The organism is Streptomyces sp. NPDC002588, from assembly GCF_040295925.1.
Classification (GTDB): domain Bacteria; phylum Actinomycetota; class Actinomycetes; order Streptomycetales; family Streptomycetaceae; genus Streptomyces.
Map to the genome: position 1 here is coordinate 17,411 of NZ_JBEOWF010000008.1, position 22,221 is coordinate 39,631.

Consider the following 22,221-nt stretch of genomic DNA (forward strand, 5'->3'; position numbering starts at 1 on the left):
CGGACATGGTCACCACGCGCCCTGGCGGACCAGATGGCGGCGGAGCTTCCCGGTAGGGGTGCGGGGCAGGGACGGGACGAGACTGACGGTGCGGGGGACCTTGAACGCGGCCAGCCGCTCACGGGCGAGCCGCAGCAGGGACTCCTGGAGGCCGTCCGGGGCGGGCGCGGCGGTCGGGACGACGAAGGCACGCAGCCGGGCGGCGCCCCGCGCGTCGGTGACGGCGGCGACCGCGACCTCCTTCACCGCCGGATGGGTCCGCAGCACGGCCTCCACCTCCAGCGGGGAGACGGTGATCCCGCCGACCATCTCCATGTCGTCGGCGCGTCCCAGGTGCCGGTACGCGCCGTCCGGTTCGCGGACCGCCCGGTCGTGGGTGGCCAGCCAGCCGTCGACCAGCGTGCGGGCGGTGTCCTCCGGCCGGTTCAGGTAGCCGGGCGTCACCGTCGGTCCCCGCAGCCACAGTTCGCCCTCCGTGCCGTCCGGCACCGGCCGTCCGGCGCGGTCGCGCAGCTCCACCTCGAAGCCGGGCACGGGACGGCCGACGGTTCCGGGGTGGTCGTGGCCGAGGCTGTTGGCGCAGAAGGCGTGACCGGCCTCGGTGGAGCCGATCTGCTCGAGGACCGGAGCGCCCAGGAGTTCCGCGATCCGCCCGCCGAGCCCGTCCGGCATGCCCTCCCCGGCCGACACGGCGGCCCGCACGGAGGCGAAGCAGGCCTCGTGGCCGTTGCCCCGGTCGGCGACCAGCGCGGCGTAGGCGGACGGCACCGAGTACAGCAGCGTCACCCGGTGCCGGGCGACGAGCTCGTCCACGGCGGCCGGGGCCGGACGCCGGTCCACCAGGACGGCCGACGAACCGGAGAACAGGGGGAAGACGAAGGCGTTGCCGAAGCCGTAGGCGAAGTACAGCTTGGACACCGACAGGGTGACGTCGTCCTCGGTGACCCCGAGCAGCGGCCGCCCGATGAGCTCGTGGTACGCCCCCGGATCGGCGTGCGTGTGCACGACACCCTTGGGCCGGCCCGTCGTACCTGACGTGTACTGCACGTACAGCGGGGCCGTGGGGTCCACCGGGTGGGCGGGGGCCGGCTCGGTGGCGGAGGCGAGCGCGAGGAGCTGGTCCGCGCCGAGGCAGGCCCGGCCGGCGAACCGGCCGTCCTCGAGACCCGGGCCGGTCACGCACAGCACGGCGTCGGTGTCGGCGGCCATGAACGCGTGGTCGGCGGCGGGGAGTTCGGGGTTGACCAGGACGGCCACCGCGCCGAGCCGGGCGAGCCCCAGGAAGGCGGCCACCCAGGCGACCGAGTCGGGCAGCGCCAGCAGCACCCGGTCCCCGGCCCGCACCCCCTGCCCGGCCAGCACCCCGGCCGCCCGCGCCCCGAGGTCGTGCACCTCGCCGTGCGTCCAGGTCCGATGCCCCTGGTGGAACGCGGCCCGGCCGGTCCAGCCCCGCTCGACCGCGAGCTCGGCCAGGTGGGCGGCGAGGTTGGCGGTGAGGCCGGCGGGCGGTACCGGCGCGGTGGCCGGGACGGTCGCGGGCTCCGGGCTCGTGATCATCGGGCGCCCTCCTCGACGGCGCCCGGGAGCGCCACCGGCCCGGGTCGCAGGGCCCGCATCTGCGCGGCCGTCTTCAGCAGCATCTCGTCGTACTCGGCGACCGGATCGGAGTCCAGGACGATCGCCCCGCCCGCTCCCAGATGCATCCCGCCGTCGGCGAGCACGGCCGTACGGATCACGATGTTGAGGTCCGCGCCGCCGCTGCACCCCAGATAGCCCAGTGCGCCGGAGTACACGCCCCGCGCCTCGGTCTCCAGCCCGTCGATGATCTCCATCGTGCGCAGCTTCGGCGCCCCGGTCATCGAGCCGCCGGGGAAGCAGGCGCGCACGCAGTCCACCGCGTCGGTGTCGGCGCGCAGCCGTCCCTCCACGGTGGAGACCAGCTGGTGCACGGTCGCGTACGTCTCGGTGGCCATCAGCCGGGAGACCCGCACGCTGCCGGTCCGGCTGACCTGGCCGAGGTCGTTGCGGAGCAGGTCGACGATCATCAGGTTCTCCGCGCGGGTCTTGGCGTCCGCCGCCAGCTCGTCCCTGAGCCGGGCGTCCTCGGCCGGGCTGGTCCCGCGCGGCGCCGTGCCCTTGATCGGCTTGGCCTCGGCGACCCCGTCCCGGGTGATCCGCAGGAACCGCTCGGGCGAGGCGCCGGCCACGTCGAGGTCGCCGAACCGCAGGAACGCCGCGTACGGCGCCGGGTTGACGCGCCGCAGCTCCCGGTAGAAGGCGTAGCCGTCGGGCGGGGCGGGCAGCCGGGCCGCGTTGGTCAGACAGACCTCGTAGCTGGTGCCGGCCCGCAGCTCGCGCTGACAGGCCTCGATGTCCGCGAGATACGTGGCCCGGTCGCGCACCAGCCAGGGCTCGGCGGCGTCGATGCCGGGAGCGCCCGGTGCGGGCGGGGCCGTCTGGGTAGTGTCCGGAGCCACGAAGGTGAGCTGGGCGACCGTGCTCTCCAGCCAGTCGGCGGCCTCCCGCGCGGCCTGCGGGGTGTCCTCCGCCAGACAGACCGCGTAGGTGAAGTCCTCCTCGTGGTCCACCGCGATCAGCCGGTCGGCGAACAGCCAGCAGGCGTCGGGGGTGTCGGCGCGATGGCGGTTCGGGGAGCCGCAGTCGGCCTTGGTCTCGTACCCGAAGTAGCCGACGTACCCGCCGGTGAAGTCGAAGGGCAGCCCGGTCGCGTCGACCCGACGGCTGGTCAGCTGCCGCTTGAGATAGTCGAAGACACTCGCCGTGACCTTTCTCGGCGGCCGTCCGGCCCGCTCGATCTCACAGCGGCCGGCCTCGACGTCGTAGCGGACGAACTCGGCGAGCGGGCCGCTGTCGTCGCCGAGGAACGAGAAGCGCGACAACCCTCGCTCGACCCGTGAGCTGTCCAGCCAGAACGAGCGGGGGGAGGAGGCGAACATCCGGGTGAACGCGGCCTCGGTGTCCACCGCGCCGGCGATCCGGCGGGTGTGCAGCCGGTAGGCGGGCCGGTTGCCCTGCCGGGGCCGGGGAATCGCCGACCCCACGGCGGCCGCCGACGGGACCGCGGTGTTCTTCGTCCGTGGCCTGCGGGCGCGCTCGGCGGTGAGGTTGCGGAAGTTCATCAGCATGCGGTGGCCGTACTCGGTGAGCACCGACTCCGGGTGGAACTGCACGCCCCACAGCGGCCGTTCGCGGTGCCTGATCCCCATCAGGACGCCGTCCTCGGCCCAGGCGGTGGCCTCCAGGGTGTCGGGCAGCGGCTCGTGCACGGCGAGGGAGTGGTAGCGGACCGCGGTGAACTGCTGGGGGAGCCCCTGGAACAGGTCCCGCCCGTCGTGCCGGACCCGGGTGAGATGCCCGTGCCGGGGCTGCGGGGCCGGCTCCACCAGGCCGCCCGCGCCGAGCGCGATGCCCTGGTGGCCGAGGCAGACGCCCAGGACGGGCACGGTGGCCCCGGCGATCACGGCGGCACTGATACCGAAGTCACGCGGGGTCCCCGGGTGCCCGGGCCCCGGCGAGATCACCACATTGTCGAAACCGCTTAAATTGTCGAAACCGTCGGAACCATCGGAACCGTCGCGGCCCCTGAAAGCACCGAACGCCTCGAGAGTCCCGGCCCCCGTGTCGTTGCGGATCACCACCGGCTCCTCGCCGTTGACCTCGGCGATCAGCTGGAACAGGTTGTACGTGTACGAGTCATAATTGTCGATGAGCAGGGTCTTCACCCGCCCACCTCCTTCGTCGTTCACGAACCTAAACGGTCCGTCGTTTGTGCCGCCCACGCAGCGCCTGGAGCGGTGGATACAGCCATTTCTTGAAGAAACGCTGTAGGCGCGGCATGAGAATCCAGGTGACGAGAGCCGTCACACACAGGCAGAGCAACAGCGTACGAAGCAATGGATTGATGCCGCCGAGATAGGGCAGCACGATCAGATTGAACAGGAGCACCGGCGGAAACACCGCGCTCATATTCACGAACCACAGTTTCCATTTCGCCGGGGGGCTGGGCGGGGCCGGTGGGGGCGGGGGTGGCGGTGCGGGGGCCTGGGAGTCGAACCACTCCTTGGAACCCTCCACGCTCCTGCGGCCCGCCCGCTGGGCGATGCCCGCCGTCCGGACGTCCCACTGGGCCCAGGCGGCAGAGTCCTCCCAGGCCAGAGCCATGCCTTCGCTGGCGAAGCGATAGACGACATGCCACTCCGCCTCTCGGTCTACAAGGACGCCTCCCCCGAGGAAGCCCGGTTGCCGGGCACCGGCGCCCAGCATGGCCCACCCCCACGTGTGGAAGTCGGCCTCTCGGCCCGGCACCACGTGATAGGCCACGGTGACGGTGACGGGATTACTGGTCACGGGGTCAGATACGGAGCCCCGGAGCCCCCCGTTCAAAGATTCAATGAGATTTTTCGGGCTGTCCGGATCGTGACTCTTTATCTCCGTTTCGGGCTCTTGATGTCATCTGTCGGCGGATGGCCGCTGATACTCCGAGTAACTTTCCCCTAATTCCCGGAACCGCTTGCCGCAGTACCGAAAAAAGTTGGACGATCGTGATCCGAGAACGAAGGAGATTCATCATGCCCAGGTACGACTGGAATCTGACCGCAGAGGGAAACCAGGCAATCGATCGGGCGCGTTCCGTGATCGAATCCTCCCGGAAAGAGGTCACCTCCCACCCCATTTACCAGCGGATTTCCGGTCGGGAACACCTGGCGACGTTCATGACCCACCACGTGTTCGCGGTATGGGACTTCATGTCCCTGTTGAAATCGCTCCAACGGGAGCTGACCTGTGTCGACGTGCCCTGGGTGCCGCGCGGCTCGGCGGTGGCTCGGCGGCTCATCAACGACATCACGCTGGTCGAGGAGAGCGACGAGCTGAACGGCGGCTTCATCAGCCACTTCGAGCTGTACCGCGAGGCCATGGCCGAGGCGGGAGCGGACACGAACGGCATCGACACGTTCATCGACCTGCTCTCCGAGGGCCACGACGTCCCCGCCGCCCTCAAGGTGGCCCAGGTCCCGCCGGCGGCCGCCGAGTTCGTCCGCACCACCTTCGACATCATCGAGAACCGCCCGCTGCACTGCCGGGCCGCCGTCTTCGCCTTCTCCCGCGAGGACCTGATCCCGGACATGTTCGACCAGGTCATCCGCGAGGAGGGCACCGACCGCTTCCCCCTCTTCCGCGACTACCTCGCCCGCCACATCGAGGTCGACGGCGAGGAACACACCCCCATGGCCCTCCAGATGGTCGCCGACCTGTGCGGCACCAACGACGCGCACTGGCAGGAGGCGGTGGAGACGGTGAGGCTGGCGCTGGAGGCGCGATCACGCCTGTGGGACGGCATCGTGGCGCAGATGGACTGAGGCACGGGACTCAGAGGCGTCCCGCTTCCACCTCGACCTCCACCTCCGGCGCCTCCCCGAACCGGGCCAGGGCAAGCGCGCCCGCCACCGCGACGGCGAACCCCAGCACCGCGAGCCACGCCTGCCCCTCCCGCGTACGGTCGCCCAGCCACACCACGCCCACCACCGCCGGCCCGATGGTCTCCCCGATCACCATCCCGGCGGTGGCCGTCGTCACCGAACCCCGCTGCAGGGCGGAGGTGAGCGACAGAAACGCGGCGCCTCCCCCCATCACCAGCGCGTACACCGCCGGATCGGCGACCAGCCCCCCGGGCGCCGACGAGTCGACCAGCCGCACCGCCACCTCCACCACCCCGAACCCGAACCCCGCCCCCAACCCCAGCGCGAGCCCCCGCCCCCGCTCGGGCAGCCGCCCGCCCAGCAACCCCAGCACCAGCACCCCGACGGCCACCGCCACCATCACCCACGGCAGCACCGCCGGACCGGTCTCCTCCCCTTCCGTCCCCGAGGCCGCCCCCAGCATCGCGAGCCCCGCGCACACCACCCCCACGGCCGTCCACTCCGTCCGGCTCAACCGCACCCGCAGCAGCCGCGCCGCAACCACCGCGGTCACCGCGAGGGACGAGGCGAGCGCCGCCGCCACCGCGTAGATCGGAATCGACCGCAGCGCGGCGACCTGCAGCACGAACCCCAGCCCGTCCAGCCCCAGCCCCGCGAGGTACCGCCAGTGCCGCAACGCCCGCAGCAACAGCGCGGCCTCCTCACCACCCCCACCGGCCGCCGCCCGCGCGGCCACCGCCTGCAACACGGTCGCCACCCCGAAACACACGGCCGCCCCGAGCGCACACACCATTCCGAACAGCACAGACGGACTCTAGGGGGGAGACGTCCGGCGGGGGCGGGTGGGGTACTAACTTCCGGAGCGAGGAATGGCCGAAAGGATGTCGTCGATGCGGCCATTGGCCCGCTCGTATCCTTCTCCGCCGTCTTCCAGCAGCATGATCGCGCGTATCTCCTCCGGGCTGAGTCCGCGGTCGTGCAGGGCGATGACCTGATCCCGCCAGGCGATGGCGGCCGCGGCTCCCTCGATGGCGTAGTGCGCGCTCATGGCTCGTTCCGAGATGTCGGCGGCCTGTACGAGAGCCTGGTCGGCGCGACGGAGAGACAGAACCGCGACGATCACGGCGATCACGTTGCCGACTACGGCGGTGATGGTGGCGATTGCGTCCCAGGCGAGCTCGCTCAAGGGTCCCCCACGGCCTGATCCGAACGACAGTGATCAGAGTCTTTGGACGAGAGGCGCCGGGGGTACAGGCGATTTTCGGTCGCGTGGGGCTCCGTCTCATGGTCGCTCGCATGGTGGACGCGGAGTCCTCACGTTGTGGTCCGCCCGGTAGGCTCTGAGCGGGTCGTGACTGGCGCGCTGGGATGGGACGGACCATCGGGGAGCGGCCCTGGAGTGACAAGAGTGCCGTGCGCCTGGGCCGAACCGAACACGCCGAACGCCACGTCCGGAGGTCCCCGATGCCCGAGAATCTCTCCACCGAGTCCACCGCCTACCGTGCCGCCCTCGATGTGATTCGTGCCGTCGAGCCGCGGGTCGCCGATGCCATCGGGCAGGAGGTCGCCGATCAGCGCGAGATGCTCAAGCTGATCGCCTCCGAGAACTACGCCTCCCCGGCCACCCTTCTCGCGATGGGCAACTGGTTCAGCGACAAGTACGCCGAGGGCACCGTCGGCCGCCGCTTCTACGCCGGCTGCCGCAACGTCGACACCGTGGAGTCCCTCGCCGCCGAGCACGCCCGCGAGCTCTTCGGTGCCCGTCACGCCTACGTCCAGCCGCACTCCGGCATCGACGCCAACCTCGTCGCCTTCTGGGCCGTCCTCGCCGACCGGGTCGAGGTGCCCTTCCTGGAGAAGGCCGGCGCCCGCCAGGTCAACGACCTCTCCGAGGCCGACTGGGCGGAGCTGCGCCAGGCCTTCGGCAACCAGCGCATGCTCGGCATGTCCCTGGACGCCGGCGGCCACCTCACCCACGGCTTCCGCCCGAACATCTCCGGCAAGATGTTCGACCAGCGGTCGTACGGGACGGACCCCGCCACCGGTCTGATCGACTACGACGCGATGCGCGCCCAGGCCCGCGAGTTCAAGCCGCTGATCATCGTCGCGGGCTACTCGGCGTACCCCCGGCTGGTGAACTTCCGGATCGTCCGCGAGATCGCCGACGAGGTCGGGGCGACCCTGATGGTGGACATGGCGCACTTCGCGGGGCTCGTCGCCGGCAAGGTCCTCACCGGCGACTTCGACCCGGTCCCGCACGCCCAGATCGTCACGACCACCACCCACAAGTCCCTGCGCGGCCCGCGCGGCGGCATGGTCCTGTGCGACGACTCCCTCAAGGACCAGGTCGACCGCGGCTGCCCGATGGTCCTCGGCGGCCCCCTCCCGCACGTGATGGCCGCCAAGGCCGTCGCCCTCGCCGAGGCCCGGCAGCCCGCCTTCCAGGACTACGCCCAGCGCATCGTCGACAACTCGCGCGCGCTGGCCGAGGGCCTGATGAGCCGCGGCGCGACGCTCGTCACCGGCGGCACCGACAACCACCTCAACCTGATCGACGTCGCCTCGTCCTACGGCCTCACCGGCCGCCAGGCCGAGGCCGCCCTCCTCGACTCGGGCATCGTCACCAACCGCAACGCCATCCCCGCCGACCCGAACGGCGCCTGGTACACCTCCGGCATCCGCATCGGCACCCCGGCGCTCACCACCCGGGGCCTCGGCACGGCGGAGATGGACGAGGTGGCGTCCCTGATCGACCGGGTGCTGACGACCACCGAGCCCGGCACCACCAAGTCCGGCGCCCCGTCCAAGGCGGCCCACGTGCTGGACGCGAAGATCGCCGACGAGATCGCCCAGCGGGCGACGGACCTGGTCGCGGGCTTCCCGCTGTACCCGGAGATCGACCTCGGCTGACAGCCGCGCCCCCGGGCAGCCGCACGGCTGCCCGGGAGGCCGTTCCGGGCGGGCTCCGCGCTCTGAGACAATGATGAGCATGGCTTCTGACCGACCCCGCGTGCTCTCCGGAATCCAGCCCACGGCAGGCTCGTTCCACCTCGGCAACTACCTGGGCGCCGTCCGCCAGTGGGTGGCCCTGCAGGAGTCCCACGACGCCTTCTACATGGTCGTCGACCTGCACGCCCTCACGGTCCCGCAGGACCCGAAGGAGCTCACGGCCAACACCCGGCTCGCCGCGGCCCAGCTCTTCGCGGCCGGTCTCGACCCCGAGCGCTGCACCCTCTTCGTCCAGAGCCATGTCCCCGAGCACGCCCAGCTGGCGTGGGTCATGAACTGCCTCACCGGCTTCGGCGAGGCCAGCCGGATGACCCAGTTCAAGGACAAGTCCGCCAAGCAGGGCGCCGACCGCGCGAGCGTCGGCCTCTTCACGTACCCGATCCTCCAGGTCGCCGACATCCTGCTCTACCAGGCCGACGAGGTCCCGGTGGGCGAGGACCAGCGCCAGCACATCGAGCTGACCCGCGACCTCGCCGAGCGTTTCAACGGCCGTTTCGGCGACACCTTCACGGTCCCGAAGCCCTACATCCTGAAGGAGACGGGCAAGATCTACGACCTCCAGGACCCGTCGATCAAGATGAGCAAGTCGGCGTCCACGCCGAAGGGCCTCATCAATCTCCTCGACGACCCGAAGGCGACGGCCAAGAAGGTCAGGAGCGCGGTCACGGACACCGACACGGTCGTCCGCTACGACACCGAGAACAAGCCGGGTGTCAGCAACCTCCTCGGCATCTACTCCACGCTCACCGGCAGGAGCGTCCCGGAGCTGGAGCAGGCTTACGAGGGCAAGCTCTACGGCGCCCTCAAGACGGACCTCGCGGAGGTCGTCGTCGACTTCGTCACGCCGTTCCGGGACCGCACCCAGCAGTACCTGGACGACCCCGAGACGCTGGACTCGCTCCTGGCCAAGGGCGCGGAGAAGGCACGCGTGGTGGCCGCGGAGACCCTGGCCCAGGCGTACGAGAGGGTCGGCTTCCTGCCCGCGAAGCACTGAGCGGCGCCAAGAAGCACACAGGAGCGCCGACGCGCACCGACAGGCACCGACGAGCGCCGAGGGCGCACGCCGCACACATGTTCCACGCGGCAGAGCGCTGCACATCACTTCGCTTGCGCCTGCCCAGAGCACAGCCGTGGCCGTACAGTCGATAGCCGTACGTCTGAGTACGAACCCGGCACGACCCCGGCACGAACCCGGCGCGAAACCGCCACGACCCCGGTATGACACCGGCACGACGACAACGGATGAAAACAGAGGAGAAGACGTGGGGACCGTAACGATCGGCGTGTCGATCGCGGTCCCGGAGCCTCACGGCAGCCTGCTCCAGGAGCGGCGCGCGGGCTTCGGCGACGCCGCGGCTCACGGCATCCCCAGCCACGTCACGCTGCTGCCGCCGACCGAGATCGAGGTGAGCGCGCTGCCGGCCGTGGAAGCCCATCTCACCGAGGTCGCGGCGAGCGGCCGCCCCTTTCCGATGCGGCTGTCCGGCACCGGCACCTTCCGCCCGCTGTCGCCGGTGGTGTACGTGAAGGTCGTCGAGGGCGCCGGGGCCTGCGCCTGGCTCCAGCAGCGGGTCCGGGACTCCTCCGGTCCCCTCGTGCGCGAGCTGCAGTTCCCGTACCACCCGCATGTCACCGTCGCGCACGGCATCGACGAGGCGGCCATGGACCGGGCCTTCGAGGAACTCGCCGACTACGAGGCCGAGTGGTCCTGCACCGGCTTCTCCCTCCACGAGCAGGGCGCCGACGCCGTCTGGCGCAAACTCCGCGAGTACACCTTCGGCGGCTCGGTGGTCCCCCCGCAGGCGGCCCGCGTCGACCGCGGCACGCTGCCCACGCGCTGAGCAGGGCCCTACACCGGCAGCCTGCGGTACACCGCGCGCGGCAGGTGTCGTAGCGTCGCCGTCACCGTCCGCAGCAGTCCGGGCACCCACACCGTCTCCGAGCGCCGCCGCAGCCCCAGTTCGATCGCCGTCGCGACCGCCTCCGGCGTGGTGGCCAGGTGCGGTGTGCCCCGCCGGACGGCCGTCCCCCTGGTACGGACGAAGCCGGGGCGTACGACCATGACGTGCGCCCCGGTGCCGTGCAGCGCGTCGCCCAGGCCCTGGGCGAAGGTGTCGAGGCCGGCCTTGCTGGAGCCGTAGATGAAGTCCGAGCGGCGGGCACGCTCCCCGGCGACGGAGGAGAGGACGACCAGCGAGCCGTGGCCCTGCGCCTGGAGCGCGCGGGCGCTCACCAGCCCCGCCGACACCGCTCCGGTGTAGTTGGTCCGCGCGACGCGCACGGCGGCCGACGGGTCGCGTTCGTCGTACGCCTGGTCGCCGAGGACACCGAAGGCGAGCAGGACGACGTCGATGCCGCCCTCGGCGAAGACCTTGTCGAGGACCGTCTCGTGGGAGTCGGTGTCGAGCGCGTCGAAGGCGACCGTGCGGACCTCGGCGCCCAGCGCGCGCAGCCCGTCGGCGGCCTCCTCCAGGGCGGGGGAGGGACGGCCGGCCAGCCACACTTCGCGGGTGCGCCGGGCGATCAGCCGGCGCGCGGTGGCCAGCGCGATCTCCGACGTACCGCCGAGGACGAGAAGGGACCGGGGGAGGCCGGAGGCGTCAGCGGGCATGGAGACGACCGTATCGCCCGTATCACCCCGTTGTGTCGCGTCGCTTTCCTGACATTCGCCCGCTACCCGGAATGGGCGAGCGCTTCCGGGTACTCGCACATCCGCTTTCGGGTACTCGCACATCGGTCCATCACACGTGGGGCAGAGTCGGATCATGGACTGGCTGAAGAAGCTTCCCGGAATCGGGCCGGTGGTCGCCCGGCTCACGGCCACGCACGCGTGGCGGTCGTACGAGCGCCTCGACCGCGTCAAGTGGACCCGGCTCGCCGCCGCGATGACGTTCGTCAGCTTCGTCGCGCTGTTCCCGCTGATCACCCTCGCCGCCGCGATCGCCGCCGCCACCCTCAGCGAGTCCCAGCAGAACAACCTCCAGAACAAGATCACCGACCAGGTTCCCGGCATCTCCGACCAGCTCGACATCGACGGCCTCATCCAGAACGCCGGCACCGTCGGCCTCATCGCCGGCGCCGTCCTGCTGTTCACCGGCATGGGCTGGGTCGGTCAGATGCGGGACTGTCTGCGCGCGGTGTGGGAGCTGCCCGACAAGGACGACAACCCGGTCCTGGCCAAGGCCAAGGACGCGGGCATCCTCGTCGGCTTCGGCGGCGCCGTCCTGACCACCCTCGCCATCTCCACCGTCGCCTCCGCCCTGGTCGGCCGGATCGCCGACGGACTCGGCATCGACAAGGCGGGCTGGGGCGGCATCCTGCTGCGCGTCGCCGCCTTCGCCATCGCGGTTCTCGCCGACTTCCTGCTCCTGCTGTACGTCCTCACCCTGCTGCCCGGCGTCGAGCCGGCCCGCCGCCGCCTCTTCGTCGCCGCGCTGATCGGCGCGATCGGCTTCGAACTGCTGAAGCTGCTGCTGAGCGGCTACATGCAGGGTGTGGCGGCGAAGAGCATGTACGGCGCGTTCGGCGTGCCCATCGCCCTGCTGCTGTGGATCAACTTCACCTCGAAGCTGGTCCTGTACTGCGCCGCGTGGACCGCGACGGGCAGCGCCCCGGACACCGCCTTCGACGAGGACGTCAGCGGCGACGGCGCCAACGGCGACAGCGTCAGCGGCGGCGGCGTACCAGATCCGGCAGCGGCCAGCGGCGGTTGACGAGGAACGCGCCGGCGGCCAGCACCACCACCACCCCGCCGGCGATCCCGAGCGCCGTCCACATCCCGCGCGAGCCGTCCCGGCCGACCGCGCCGGCGACGGGCTGCTGCGAGGTGCCGCCCTGCCCGGCCTTCGCGCCGCTTCCCGACGAGGGGTCCGCCCCGGCCTGGGCGCTGGCCTGCGGGCTGGCCTGCGCGGCGCCCTTCGGGGCGACCAGCTCGCCCACGGGCGTCACCTTGCCGACCGCCTTGAAACCCCAGTCGAACAGCTTGGCGGTCTCCTTGTAGACCTCGTTGTGGTCGCTCTTCTCCGGGTTCATCACCGTGACGAGCAGCACCCGCCCGTTCCGCTCGGCGACGCCGGTGAAGGTGGCGCCCGCGTTGGTGGTGTTTCCGTTCTTTACGCCGGCGATGCCCGGGTACTGCGAGATGTCGTAGTCCCCGCTCAGCAGCCGGTTGGTGTTCTGGATCTCGAAGGACCCACGGACCTTCTTGCCCTTCTTGTTCTTCTTCGTCTCCCCGGGGAACTTGGCCGTGACGGTCGAGCAGTACTCCCGGAAGTCCTTCTTCTGCAGCCCCGAACGGGCGACCAGTGTCAGGTCGTACGCCGACGACACCTGGCCCGGGGCGTCGTAGCCGTCCGGGGAGACCACGTGCGTGTCGAGGGCCTGGAGCTCCTCGGCGTGCTCGTTCATCTCCGCGACCGTGTTGGCGACGCCCTCGTTCATCGCGGACAGCACGTGCACGGCGTCGTTGCCGGAGCGCAGGAAGACGCCGAGCCACAGGTCGTGGACGGTGTACGTCTCGCCCTCCTTTATCCCGACCAGGCTGGACCCCGAGCCCATGCCCTCCAGTTCCTTCGGCGCGACCTTGTGCGTGGTGGTCCGCGGGAACTTCGGCAGCACGGTGTCGGCGAACAGCATCTTCATCGTGCTCGCCGGGGGCAGCCGCCAGTGCGCGTTGTGCGAGGCCAGCACCTGGCCGGACTCGGCGTCCGCGACGATCCACGACCGGGCGGTGAGGTCCTTCGGCACCACCGGCGCGCCGCCCGCGAGCGCCACCTGCGTCCCGGCCTGGCCGAGCCGGGCACCGCCGACGGTGGACATGTTCGCCGGGGGAGTGGTCGACGGACTGCTCGACGGGCTGCCCGACGGCGACGGCGCCGCCGCCGAGACGGGCGCGGTCAGCGCGAGGGACGCGAGAGACGTGACGGAGGCTGCGGTGACCAGCAGGGATCGCCTGACGGTCTGTTTCATGGGTGCGGGCACGACGGAGAACGTACCCGGCAGGTGGCGGGAAGTCCCATCACCCTCCCCACCCCCGTCATTGAACCGGACACCCGACGGCGATACTGGGAACATGAAGCTCAGCCGCCCCCTCTCCTGGTTCCTGCTCGCCTTCGGGGTGTGGAGCTGGGTCATCTGGGTCACTTTCGTCAAAAACCTGGTCAAGGACAGCAGCGGGCTCGCCTTCGACGACGGCCACCCCACGGCGTACTTCTGGGTCCACCTGACGCTCGCCGTCGTTTCCTTCGTATTGGGGACGGCCATCGGGGCCATCGGGTTGCGTGGGCTGCGCGCACTGCGCCGGACGTCATAGCCCGGTGGTGATCCTCTTCGCACTGTTCGCGCCGGCGATCCTGGTCGCGGCCAACTGGTACCTGTGGCGGCGCCTGTTCCGCGACACGACGCGGGGCCCCGGCCGGGCCCGCCGCGGCGGCGCCGTACTGATCGCGGGCGGCTGGGTCCTGGCGATCGGCGCCCTCGTCACCGAGCGCGCCGGTGCCCCCTTCTGGCTCCAGCGCACCCTGGCCTGGCCGGGCTTCCTGTGGCTGGCCCTGTCGATCTACCTGCTGCTCGGGGTGGTGGCGGGCGAGGCCGTACGGCCCCTGCTGCGGCGGTTCCTGGACAGACGCACACCGGCCGAGCGGCCCGCTCCGCGGCCGGAGCCGGTCCCGGCGGGAGCATCGCGCCCGGGGGAGGCGGTCACGCCCCCGAGCTCGTCCGAAAAGCAGCCCCCCTCACGCCGTCTCTTCGTCTCCCGGGTCGTCGGCGGCGCTGCCGCCGCGGCTGCCGTCGGCACGGTCGGCTACGGCACCTACGGCGTGCTGCGCGGCCCGAGGGTCAAGCGGGTGACCGTCCCACTCGCGAAGCTGCCGCGGGCCGCCCACGGGTACCGGATCGCCGTCGTCAGCGACATCCACCTCGGCCCGGTCCTCGGCAGGGACTTCGCGCGGAAGGTCGTCGACACGATCAACGCGACCCAGCCCGACCTGATCGCCCTCGTCGGCGACCTGGTCGACGGCAGCGTGAAGGACCTCGGCCCCGCCGCCGCGCCGCTCTCCCGACTCCGCGCCCGCCACGGCAGCTTCTTCGTCACCGGCAACCACGAGTACTTCTCCGGCGCCGGACAATGGGTCGAAGAAGTGCGGCGGCTCGGCCTCGACCCCCTGGAGAACGCCCGTACCGAACTCCCCTGGTTCGACCTCGCCGGTGTCAACGACCTCGCGGGCGAGAGCGAGGGCCAGGGCCCCGACTTCTCCCGCGCCCTCGGCGACCGCGACACCACACGCGCGTGCGTGCTCCTCGCCCACCAGCCGGTCCAGATCCACGACGCCGTACGCCACGGCGTCGACCTCCAGCTCTCCGGTCACACGCACGGCGGCCAGCTCTGGCCCGGCAGCCTGATCGCCGAGGCCGCGAACCCGACCGTGGCCGGCCTGGAGCGCTACGGGGACACCCAGTTGTACGTCTCCCGGGGCGCCGGCGCCTGGGGCCCTCCCACGCGCGTGGGAGCCCCGTCGGACATCACGGTGATCGAGCTGGAGTCAGGCGCGGCCTGACGCGGAGAAACCGCGGAAAATACCTGTGCGCGAGATGTGAAACCCGGCAGAAACGTTGCGTCAGGTAAGGAGCGGTAAGTTCTTTCTCATCTACCCAGAATCCTCTTCCGCCACGAGAAACACGTGTGATTAGGTGAGCCCGCCACACAAGGGGAGTGGCTTTCTGTGTATTACTGGGCTCTTCAGTGTGCCCGGGGAGGGCAGGACATCACCATGCGATCAGTTCGCATGCGGATCCTCGTGACGCTGCTGGTTCTCGCGGTCATCGGGGTGGGCGGCTGGCAGTTGCTGCCGTCGGATCATGACAGCGAGGCGACCATCACGGTCGGCACGACGGACACCATCACCTCACTCGACCCGGCGGGCGCCTACGACGCCGGTTCCTGGGCGCTGTTCAGCAACGTCTACCAGTCGCTGCTGACCTACGCACCCGGCGGGGTCGCACCCGTCCCGGACGCCGCCAAGAGCTGCTCCTTCGCCAAGGGCGGCCTGACGACGTACACCTGCGAACTCCGCGACGACCTCACCTTTCCCAGCGGCCGCAAGGTGACCGCCGAGGACGTGAAGTTCTCCTTCGACCGCGTCAAGAAGATCAACTCCGATGTCGGTCCGTCCTCACTGCTCTCCACCCTGAAGTCGGTGGACGCCAAGGACCTCAAGGTCACCTTCCACCTGACCACACCGGACGCCACCTTCCCGTTCAAGGTGGCCACCGGCGCCGGCTCGATCGTGGACGACACCCGTTATCCCGCGGACGGCCTGCGCAGCGGCAACTCCGTCGACGGCACCGGCCCGTACACGCTGAAGTCGTACACGAAGGGCAAGCGGGTCGACCTGGAGCCCAACTCGCGCTACAAGGGCGCGGTGAAGTCCGGTGCGCCGATCGCGCTGCGCTACTACGCAGACCCCGACGCCCTGGAGAAGGCCTGGGAGGGCAAGCAGGTCGACGTGGCCACCCGTCAGCTGCCGCCGACGGTCCTGTCCTCCCTCAACGCAAGTGACCCCGACCAGCGGGTCAGCGAGGCCGACAGCTCCGATACCCGCAACCTGTACTTCAACACCCGTGCCTCCTCGCCGCTGCACCTGACCGCCGTCCGCAAGGCGATGGCCTGGCTGATCGACCGCGAGCAACTGGCCACGAAGGTGTACGACGGCACCGTCGACCCGCTGTACTCGCTCATCCCGGCGGGCCTCACCGGCCACACCACCTCCTTCTTCGACAACTACCCGGACCAGAACTCCGAGAAGGCCCGCAAGCTCCTGGAGGGGGCCGGCGTCAGCATCCCGGTCAAGTTCACCTACGGCTACGGCATCGGCAGCGGCGCCGCCGCGGACGAGGCGAAGGAGCTCAAGCGGCAACTGGAGGCCAGCGGACTGTTCCAGGTGAACGTCAAGGGTTACGAGTGGACCGACTTCCAGAAGCGCTGGGCCGGCGGCAAGCTCGACGCGTACGCCGTCGGCTGGGTCGCCGACTACCCCGACCCCGACACCTTCGCGGGACCGCTCGTCGGCACCGACTCCACGATGAACACCGGCTTCAGCAGCAAGCGCGTCGACGGGTACATCAAGGAGAGCCAGCAGTACGCCGACCGCAGCCAGGTCACCGACGACTTCAAGAACCTCCAGCAGGTCATCGCCGAGGACGTGCCGGTGATCCCGCTGTGGCAGCGCAAGGAGTACGTCGTCACCACGTCGGACGTCGGCGGCGGCCAGTACCTGGCGGATGGCAACGGTGTCTTCCGGCTGTGGTCGCTGAACTGGATCTGACCGACCCGCGTCGGTCCACCGAACCGGTTCCGAGCCATCCAGGACCCGGCCGACGGGCTTGATCCCGTCGGTCGGGCATGCGCCCCCGTGCCACCGGGCAGGCACCCGACGCGCCACCATGTGGCGGCGGTGTGCACGGGGTGAGGAGCAGACGTGCTGAGACGCAACTCCTTCCGGCTGCCCCGGCACCCGGCATCCGTCGGCCTGGCCCGGCGCCGGGTCCGGGACCATCTGGCCGAGTGGGGCCACGCCCCGGACGATCCGGCGCTGGCCGACGCCTGCCTCCTGGTGTCCGAGCTCGCCACCAACGTCATCCGCCACAGCCCGCCCCAGGAGCGGGAGTTCGAGGTGGCGGTCACCGCGCTCGCGGACGGCTCCTGTCTCGTCGAGGTCTCCGACGAGGGCCGGCAGGAGCCCCTGCCCCGGTCGGTCACCGAGTGGGACGAACAGGGCCGCGGCCTGCACCTCGTGGAACACATCGCGACCGCATGGGGCGTGTGGAGCAGGGGCCGGCACGGCAAGACCGTCTGGGCCCTGGTGGTGGCCGGCCGTTCCTGACCGGTGAGCAGGAACGAGGCATCGTGTGCGCGAAGCCCGCGCTCCTCCCCGGCGATGCCCTACCGCCCTCCGGGCCTCGGACGCGGGCTTCAGACGCAGGCCTTCGGCCGGGGCGGCAGTTCCACCGTCACCTCGAGCCCCTCGCCCGGTGCCGTCCGCACACCCACCTCGCCGCCGTGCGCCCGCACCACCCCCTGCACGATCGCCAGGCCCAGCCCGCTGCCCGCGCCGCCGCCCGCGCGGAAGAACCGGTCGAAGACCCGCGCCGACTCCTCCTTCCCGAGCCCCGGCCCCTCGTCCGCCACCGACAGCCGTACGACGTCGTCGGAGCGCGACACGGCGAGCCGGACCGGGACCTCGGCGGGCGTGTGCGTCCGCACGTTGGCCACCAGGTTCCCCAGCACCTGCCGCAGCCCCGACTCGTCCGCCCACACCAGCAGCGACCCCGCCGCGTCCACCGTGACCGGCCGCCCGGGCTGCTGCGCCCGCAGGTCCTCGGCGGCGTCCCGCACCAGCCGGCTCACGTCCACGTTCCGCAGCCGCAGTTCGGGCCGCTGGTCGAGACGGGCCAGGGTGAGCAGCTCGTCGACCAGCCGGCCCATGCGGTCCACCTCGCCGTTCATCCGGTCCCAGGCCCGCTTGCGCTCCTCCGGCTCCCGCAGCATCCCCTGGTCGTACAGCTGGAGATAGCCGCGGATCGCGGACAGCGGGGTGCGCAGCTCGTGCGAGGCGTCCGCGACGAACCGGCGCAGCTGGGCCGCGCTGTCCTCGCGAGTCCGGTACGCGGTCTCCACCTGGTGGAGCATGGAGTTCAGGGCCAGCCGCAGCTGTTCGACCTCCAGCGTGGCCTCCCGGCTGGAGGGCACCCGCCGGGTCAGGTCGCCCTCGGCTATCGCCGACGACGTCTCCACCATGTCCTCCAGCGGCCGCATCCGCCGCCGCACACTGAACAGCGTGAGACAGGCCAGCAGCGCCAGCAGCAGGGTGCCCACGGCGAGATCGAGCCGGAGGGCCTTGGCTATGCCCCGGTGCAGGGCCTCGGTGGAGGTGGCGAGCAGTACATAGGGTCCGTCGGCGAGCCGTGTCGCGGTCACCCGGTACGCCGCCCCGTGCACCGTCACATCGCGTGGTGCGGGGGCGGCGGCGAGGGCCCGTGGGTCGGCCACCGCCTTCGCGAGGGCGCGTTGGGCCGCGGTGGGTTCGACGTCGAAGAGGGTGAGGGCCGTGCCGCGGGCGTCGACGGCGGTGAAGATCGAGTCCGGGGCCGGCCGGTCGTCCGGGCCGTTCGGCGCGATCCGGTCGCGGACCACGCCCAGCACGCTCAGCGAGTCGATGTCCCGCAGCGTGAGCCGCGAACTGCCCAGAGAGTCACGCATCTTGGTCAGCTCGGTGTCGATCTGGCCGACCAGGTAGTGCCGCATCCCCATCAGGCTGACGGCGGTCGCCGCGACCACGCCGATGGCGAGCAACGCCACATTGGCCAGCGTCAGCTTCACGCGCAGGGAATGCAGCCCCCGGCCACGGTGCGGGAACCTCACACCAGCCCGTATCCCACGCCGCGCCGCGTGGTGATCACCGGCGCTCCCAGAGCGTCCAGCTTGCGGCGCAGATAGCTGATGTAGGTCTCGACGACGGTGGACTCCGGCGGGGTGTGCTCGTACTGCCACACGTGGCGCAGGAGTTGCTCCTTGGGCACGATCCGGCCGCCGTTGCGCACCAGGAAGCGCAGCAGCGCGTACTCCGTGGGGGTCAGCTCGACCGTGCGGCCCGCGCGGTGCACGCTGTACGTCGTCTCGTCCAGCTCCATGTCGGCGTAGCGCAGGGGCGGACGCTGCGGCAGGACGTCCGCCGTGGGGGTGTCCCCGCGCGAGCCGGTGCGAGCCTGGGGGAGGGTGCGGCGCAGGACCGCGGTGATCCTGGCGACGACCACGTCGATGTCGAACGGCTTGGTGATGTAGTCGTCGCCGAAGCCGAGCGCGCCGACGATCTCCCCGGGCGCGTCCCGCGCGGTGAGGAACACCACCGCCAGTTCCGGTCTGCGCGCGCGCAGTTCCCGCCCGAGCGCCCGCCCGTCGCCGTCCGGCAGCATGACGTCGAGCAGCGCGACGTCGGGCCGGGTGCGGCCGGCGAGGGCGAGGGCGTCACGGACCGTGCCCGCGGTCATGACCTCGAAGCGGTGGTAGCGCAGCGCGATGGCGAGGACGTCCGCGATGCTCGGCTCGTCCTCCACGACCAGCACGGTGCCGGGAGCCGTCGACATGCACCCAGTATCGGCGGCCCCACTGACAATCGGTCCGGTCCGCGCTTTGGAGTTCCTTGAGAGTCATGGAACTTCGGGCCCACGCACGCGTGCCGCCGTCGATGCTGTTGCCCAGGACCTGGGGGGACCGACCGATTCGGCGTGAGGAGTTTGATCGTGGCGGCATTGGCACGCTGGTGCTACCGGCACCGGCTGGTGGTCCTGTTGGTGTGGTTGGGGGCACTGTTCGGACTGGGATTCTCGGCCTCGTCGGCCGGAACGGACTACGCGAACGTCTTCTCCCTCCCCGACACGGACTCCAAGAAGGCATACGACCTGATGGAGAAGGCGTTCCCCGCGCGCGCGGGTGACACCGACACGGTCGTCTGGAAGGTCGACGAGGGCACGGTCCGGGACCAGGCGGTACGGGCCCGCATCCAGCCCGCACTGGACGAGATAGCGGGCATGAAGGGCGTCGGCGGGGTGACCAGCCCCTACGCGGGCGAGCAGGGCGCGGGGCAGATCAGCCCGGACGGCTCGATCGCGTACGCCCAGATCACCTTCGCCGACCAGGCGAACGCCGTACCCAAGGAACTCGTGCAGGACGTGGTCGACACCGCGCGGGACGCCGGACGCGACGGCCTGGAGGTCGAACTCGGCGGCCAGGCCATCCAGCGAGTACAGGAGCCGCCCACCGGGCTCGCCGAGATGGTCGGCCTCGCCGCCGCCGCGGTCGTCCTGTTCCTGGCCTTCGGCTCGCTCTTCGCGATGCTGCTGCCGCTCGCCGTGGCGGTCTTCGGCGTCGGCATGGGCCTGTTCGGCACCCAGCTGCTCAGCCATGTCACCGACATCCCCGACCTGGCGCCGCTGCTGTCCTCCCTGATCGGCCTGGGCGTCGGCATCGACTACGCCCTGTTCATCGTCACCCGGCACCGCAAGGGCATCCTGCGCGGCGCCGACCCCGAGGAGTCCGCGGTCACCGCCCTCAACACCTCCGGCCGGGCCGTGCTGTTCGCGGGCGGCACGGTCTGCATCGCCCTCGCCGGCATGCTGGTGACCAACCTGCGCTTCCTGGACGGCGTCGTCATCGGCACCTCCCTGACGGTCGTCCTGAGCGTCCTCGCCGCCACCACCCTGCTGCCCGCCCTGCTGGGCTTCCTCGGCACGCGCGTGCTCAGCCGCAGGCAGCGCCGGCGGCTGGCCGCCGAGGGACCCGAGGAGGAGAAGACGAGCGGCCCGGCGGCCCGCTGGTCGGCGGGCGTGCAGCGGCGTCCCCGCACGATCGCGGCGCTCGCGCTGGCCGTCATGGCCGTCCTCGCGATCCCCGTGCTGTCGCTGCACCTGGGCGCCACCGACCAGGGCAACGACGACGCCTCCACCACCACCCGCAAGGCCTACGACCTGCTCGCCGAGGGCTTCGGGCCGGGCTTCAACGGCCCCCTCCAGGTCGTGGTCCAGGGCGGTGACACCAACGCCCTGGTCAAGGGCATCGAGGACACCTCCGGCGTGGCCCGGGCCACCGCGCTGCCGCCCGCCGGTGGCGTCACCGTCATCCAGGTGGTCCCCACGACCTCGCCCCAGTCCGAACAGACGGACACCCTCATCGACCGGCTGCGTGACGACGTCATCCCCGGGGCGGGAGCCGAGGCGCACGTCGGCGGGGTCACCGCGGTCTCCAAGGACTTCGCCACGGTCACCGGCGACCGCCTCCCCCTCTTCATCGCGACGATCATCGGCCTGGGCTTCCTGCTCCTGCTGATCGCCTTCCGCTCCCTGGTGGTGCCGCTGACGGCCGCCGTGATGAACCTGGTCGCGGCCGCCGCCTCCTTCGGCGTCCTCGTCGCCGTATTCCAGTGGGGCTGGGGCCTGAACCTGCTCGGCCTCGGCAAGGAGGGCCCGATCAACGCCTTCCTGCCCGTCATCATGCTCTCGCTCCTCTTCGGCCTGTCCATGGACTACCAGGTGTTCCTGGTCAGCCGGATGCACGAGGAATGGGTGCACACGAGGGACAACGCGCGCGCGGTGCGCGTCGGTCTGGCGGAGACCAGCCGGGTCATCAACTCCGCGGCTCTGATCATGGTCTGTGTGTTCCTCGCGTTCGTCCTGAGCGGCAACTCCGGCGGTGCGATGGCGGGCGTGGGCCTCGCGGCGGCGGTCGCGCTGGACGCGTTCATCCTGCGCACCGCACTGGTACCGGCCGCGATGCACCTCCTGGGCGCCTCCAACTGGTGGCTGCCGGTCTGGCTGGAGAAGCGGCTGCCGCACCTGGCGGTGGAGCCGAAGGAGGAGGCGGCGGCGGTGGCCGAGCGGGACACGGTCACCGCGGGCGACGGTTCCTCCACGGTCGTCCACGGCCTGGTTCGGGACACGTCCGGCGACCCGGTGGAGGGCGCCTCGGTCACCCTTCTGACCACGGGCGGCCGGCAGTTGGACCGCGTCACCTCCCTGGCCGACGGCTCCTACATCCTCTCCGTCCCGGCACCGGGCACCTATCTCCTGTCGACGACGGCATCGTCGTATGCCGCGCATGCCCGCCAGGTGACGGTGGACGGCGAGCCGCTGGTGTACGACGTGGAGCTGCCGGAGGTGTCCGAGGTGAACTGAGGGCCCCGGAAGAAGAGGGCGGGAGTCGTTCTCGCCGACTCCCGCCCTCTCT

Annotated in this window: 19 protein-coding genes and 1 riboswitch; of the genes, 10 read left to right on the plus strand and 9 right to left on the minus strand. The window is 71.1% G+C overall.

Annotated features, from left to right (window positions below; translation table 11 throughout):
* Positions 1 to 9 precede the first annotated feature (9 nt).
* Genes ABT057_RS10770 through ABT057_RS10780 form a run of 3 tightly spaced genes read right to left on the minus strand, consistent with a single transcriptional unit; the run spans position 10 to position 4,368 of the window.
* Positions 10 to 1,557 carry a benzoate-CoA ligase family protein gene (locus tag ABT057_RS10770; protein ID WP_352342194.1) on the minus strand — a complete coding sequence of 516 codons (1,548 nt, stop codon included), beginning with the start codon at positions 1,555 to 1,557 and terminating at the stop codon, positions 10 to 12.
* The gene (gene pabB, locus ABT057_RS10775; protein ID WP_352342195.1) at positions 1,554 to 3,743 is read right to left on the minus strand and encodes an aminodeoxychorismate synthase component I; all 2,190 of its coding nucleotides are present in this window, start codon (positions 3,741 to 3,743) and stop codon (positions 1,554 to 1,556) included. The genes ABT057_RS10770 and pabB overlap by 4 nt, the downstream gene beginning before the upstream one ends.
* Positions 3,744 to 3,771: 28 nt before the next feature.
* Positions 3,772 to 4,368: a putative antibiotic biosynthesis monooxygenase gene (locus ABT057_RS10780; protein WP_352342196.1), complete on the minus strand. Its 597-nt coding sequence runs from the start codon at positions 4,366 to 4,368 to the stop codon at positions 3,772 to 3,774.
* Between the two features lie 221 nt (positions 4,369 to 4,589).
* On the opposite strand from ABT057_RS10780, the gene ABT057_RS10785 reads away from it, so the two are divergent.
* Positions 4,590 to 5,378, plus strand: a complete 789-nt coding sequence (locus tag ABT057_RS10785) for a DUF3050 domain-containing protein (RefSeq protein ID WP_352342197.1) — start codon at positions 4,590 to 4,592, stop codon at positions 5,376 to 5,378.
* 10 nt (positions 5,379 to 5,388) lie between these two features.
* Here ABT057_RS10785 and ABT057_RS10790 read toward each other — a convergent pair whose 3' ends face one another.
* Together ABT057_RS10790 and ABT057_RS10795 are read right to left on the minus strand one after the other, a co-directional pair.
* Entirely contained in the window at positions 5,389 to 6,231 is an 843-nt protein-coding gene (locus tag ABT057_RS10790; protein ID WP_352342511.1) for a DMT family transporter, read from the minus strand.
* Between the two features lie 57 nt (positions 6,232 to 6,288).
* Positions 6,289 to 6,624 carry a hypothetical protein gene (locus tag ABT057_RS10795; protein WP_352342198.1) on the minus strand — a complete coding sequence of 112 codons (336 nt, stop codon included), beginning with the start codon at positions 6,622 to 6,624 and terminating at the stop codon, positions 6,289 to 6,291.
* Between the two features lie 155 nt (positions 6,625 to 6,779).
* A riboswitch (ZMP/ZTP riboswitch) is annotated at positions 6,780 to 6,870 on the plus strand.
* Between ABT057_RS10795 and ABT057_RS10800 the strand changes: the two genes are divergently transcribed.
* The 3 genes from ABT057_RS10800 (at position 6,852) to ABT057_RS10810 (ending at position 10,288) form a co-directional block, all read left to right on the plus strand.
* On the plus strand, positions 6,852 to 8,348 hold the full coding sequence (locus tag ABT057_RS10800; RefSeq protein ID WP_352342200.1) for a glycine hydroxymethyltransferase: 1,497 nt from the start codon (positions 6,852 to 6,854) through the stop codon (positions 8,346 to 8,348). (Overlaps the previous riboswitch by 19 nt.)
* A 79-nt stretch (positions 8,349 to 8,427) precedes the next feature.
* Complete coding sequence (trpS, locus tag ABT057_RS10805) at positions 8,428 to 9,441, plus strand: tryptophan--tRNA ligase (RefSeq protein ID WP_352342201.1); 1,014 nt, start codon at positions 8,428 to 8,430, stop codon at positions 9,439 to 9,441.
* Between the two features lie 268 nt (positions 9,442 to 9,709).
* Positions 9,710 to 10,288 carry a 2'-5' RNA ligase family protein gene (locus ABT057_RS10810; RefSeq protein WP_352342202.1) on the plus strand — a complete coding sequence of 193 codons (579 nt, stop codon included), beginning with the start codon at positions 9,710 to 9,712 and terminating at the stop codon, positions 10,286 to 10,288.
* Between the two features lie 8 nt (positions 10,289 to 10,296).
* Here ABT057_RS10810 and dprE2 read toward each other — a convergent pair whose 3' ends face one another.
* Positions 10,297 to 11,058: a decaprenylphospho-beta-D-erythro-pentofuranosid-2-ulose 2-reductase gene (dprE2, locus tag ABT057_RS10815; RefSeq protein WP_352342204.1), complete on the minus strand. Its 762-nt coding sequence runs from the start codon at positions 11,056 to 11,058 to the stop codon at positions 10,297 to 10,299.
* Positions 11,059 to 11,212: 154 nt separating this feature from the next.
* On the opposite strand from dprE2, the gene ABT057_RS10820 reads away from it, so the two are divergent.
* Complete coding sequence (locus tag ABT057_RS10820; protein WP_352342205.1) at positions 11,213 to 12,160, plus strand: YihY/virulence factor BrkB family protein; 948 nt, start codon at positions 11,213 to 11,215, stop codon at positions 12,158 to 12,160.
* On the opposite strand, the gene ABT057_RS10825 is transcribed toward ABT057_RS10820, so the two are convergent.
* On the minus strand, positions 12,114 to 13,580 hold the full coding sequence (locus ABT057_RS10825; protein ID WP_502973853.1) for a D-alanyl-D-alanine carboxypeptidase: 1,467 nt from the start codon (positions 13,578 to 13,580) through the stop codon (positions 12,114 to 12,116). The two genes, ABT057_RS10820 and ABT057_RS10825, sit on opposite strands and share 47 nt — an antisense overlap.
* Here ABT057_RS10825 and ABT057_RS10830 point away from each other — a divergent pair.
* The 4 genes from ABT057_RS10830 to ABT057_RS10845 all read left to right on the plus strand — a co-directional run bounded on the left by ABT057_RS10830 (position 13,519) and on the right by ABT057_RS10845 (position 17,326).
* On the plus strand, positions 13,519 to 13,758 hold the full coding sequence (locus tag ABT057_RS10830) for an SCO4848 family membrane protein (protein ID WP_352342209.1): 240 nt from the start codon (positions 13,519 to 13,521) through the stop codon (positions 13,756 to 13,758). The genes ABT057_RS10825 and ABT057_RS10830 overlap by 62 nt on opposite strands.
* A gap of 4 nt (positions 13,759 to 13,762) precedes the next feature.
* The gene (locus ABT057_RS10835; RefSeq protein ID WP_352342210.1) at positions 13,763 to 15,001 is read left to right on the plus strand and encodes a metallophosphoesterase; all 1,239 of its coding nucleotides are present in this window, start codon (positions 13,763 to 13,765) and stop codon (positions 14,999 to 15,001) included.
* A gap of 213 nt (positions 15,002 to 15,214) precedes the next feature.
* The gene (locus ABT057_RS10840; RefSeq protein WP_352342211.1) at positions 15,215 to 16,768 is read left to right on the plus strand and encodes an ABC transporter substrate-binding protein; all 1,554 of its coding nucleotides are present in this window, start codon (positions 15,215 to 15,217) and stop codon (positions 16,766 to 16,768) included.
* A 153-nt stretch (positions 16,769 to 16,921) separates the two neighbouring features.
* On the plus strand, positions 16,922 to 17,326 hold the full coding sequence (locus tag ABT057_RS10845) for an ATP-binding protein (protein ID WP_352342213.1): 405 nt from the start codon (positions 16,922 to 16,924) through the stop codon (positions 17,324 to 17,326).
* An 89-nt stretch (positions 17,327 to 17,415) separates the two neighbouring features.
* Here the strand turns inward: ABT057_RS10845 and ABT057_RS10850 are convergent, their stop codons facing one another.
* Both ABT057_RS10850 and ABT057_RS10855 read right to left on the minus strand, forming a co-directional pair.
* Entirely contained in the window at positions 17,416 to 18,864 is a 1,449-nt protein-coding gene (locus ABT057_RS10850) for a sensor histidine kinase (protein WP_352342214.1), read from the minus strand.
* Complete coding sequence (locus tag ABT057_RS10855) at positions 18,861 to 19,586, minus strand: response regulator transcription factor (protein ID WP_352342216.1); 726 nt, start codon at positions 19,584 to 19,586, stop codon at positions 18,861 to 18,863. Before ABT057_RS10855 ends, ABT057_RS10850 begins: the two co-directional genes overlap by 4 nt.
* A 165-nt stretch (positions 19,587 to 19,751) precedes the next feature.
* On the opposite strand from ABT057_RS10855, the gene ABT057_RS10860 reads away from it, so the two are divergent.
* The gene (locus ABT057_RS10860) at positions 19,752 to 22,169 is read left to right on the plus strand and encodes an MMPL family transporter (protein WP_352342512.1); all 2,418 of its coding nucleotides are present in this window, start codon (positions 19,752 to 19,754) and stop codon (positions 22,167 to 22,169) included.
* The last annotated feature ends 52 nt before the right edge of the window (positions 22,170 to 22,221 follow it).

What these genes read in the sequence shown, in the direction of transcription:
- ABT057_RS10820 (WP_352342205.1), top strand. Translation starts at nt 11,213, where the DNA reads ATGGACTGGCTGAAGAAGCTTCCCGGAATCGGGCCGGTGGTCGCCCGG.
- ABT057_RS10840 (WP_352342211.1), top strand. Translation starts at nt 15,215, where the DNA reads ATGCGATCAGTTCGCATGCGGATCCTCGTGACGCTGCTGGTTCTCGCG.
- ABT057_RS10790 (WP_352342511.1), bottom strand. Translation starts at nt 6,231, where the DNA reads ATGGTGTGTGCGCTCGGGGCGGCCGTGTGTTTCGGGGTGGCGACCGTG.
- ABT057_RS10770 (WP_352342194.1), bottom strand. Translation starts at nt 1,557, where the DNA reads ATGATCACGAGCCCGGAGCCCGCGACCGTCCCGGCCACCGCGCCGGTA.
- dprE2 (WP_352342204.1), bottom strand. Translation starts at nt 11,058, where the DNA reads ATGCCCGCTGACGCCTCCGGCCTCCCCCGGTCCCTTCTCGTCCTCGGC.
- ABT057_RS10785 (WP_352342197.1), top strand. Translation starts at nt 4,590, where the DNA reads ATGCCCAGGTACGACTGGAATCTGACCGCAGAGGGAAACCAGGCAATC.
- ABT057_RS10855 (WP_352342216.1), bottom strand. Translation starts at nt 19,586, where the DNA reads ATGTCGACGGCTCCCGGCACCGTGCTGGTCGTGGAGGACGAGCCGAGC.
- trpS (WP_352342201.1), top strand. Translation starts at nt 8,428, where the DNA reads ATGGCTTCTGACCGACCCCGCGTGCTCTCCGGAATCCAGCCCACGGCA.
- ABT057_RS10825 (WP_502973853.1), bottom strand. Translation starts at nt 13,580, where the DNA reads ATGACCCAGCTCCACACCCCGAAGGCGAGCAGGAACCAGGAGAGGGGG.
- ABT057_RS10830 (WP_352342209.1), top strand. Translation starts at nt 13,519, where the DNA reads ATGAAGCTCAGCCGCCCCCTCTCCTGGTTCCTGCTCGCCTTCGGGGTG.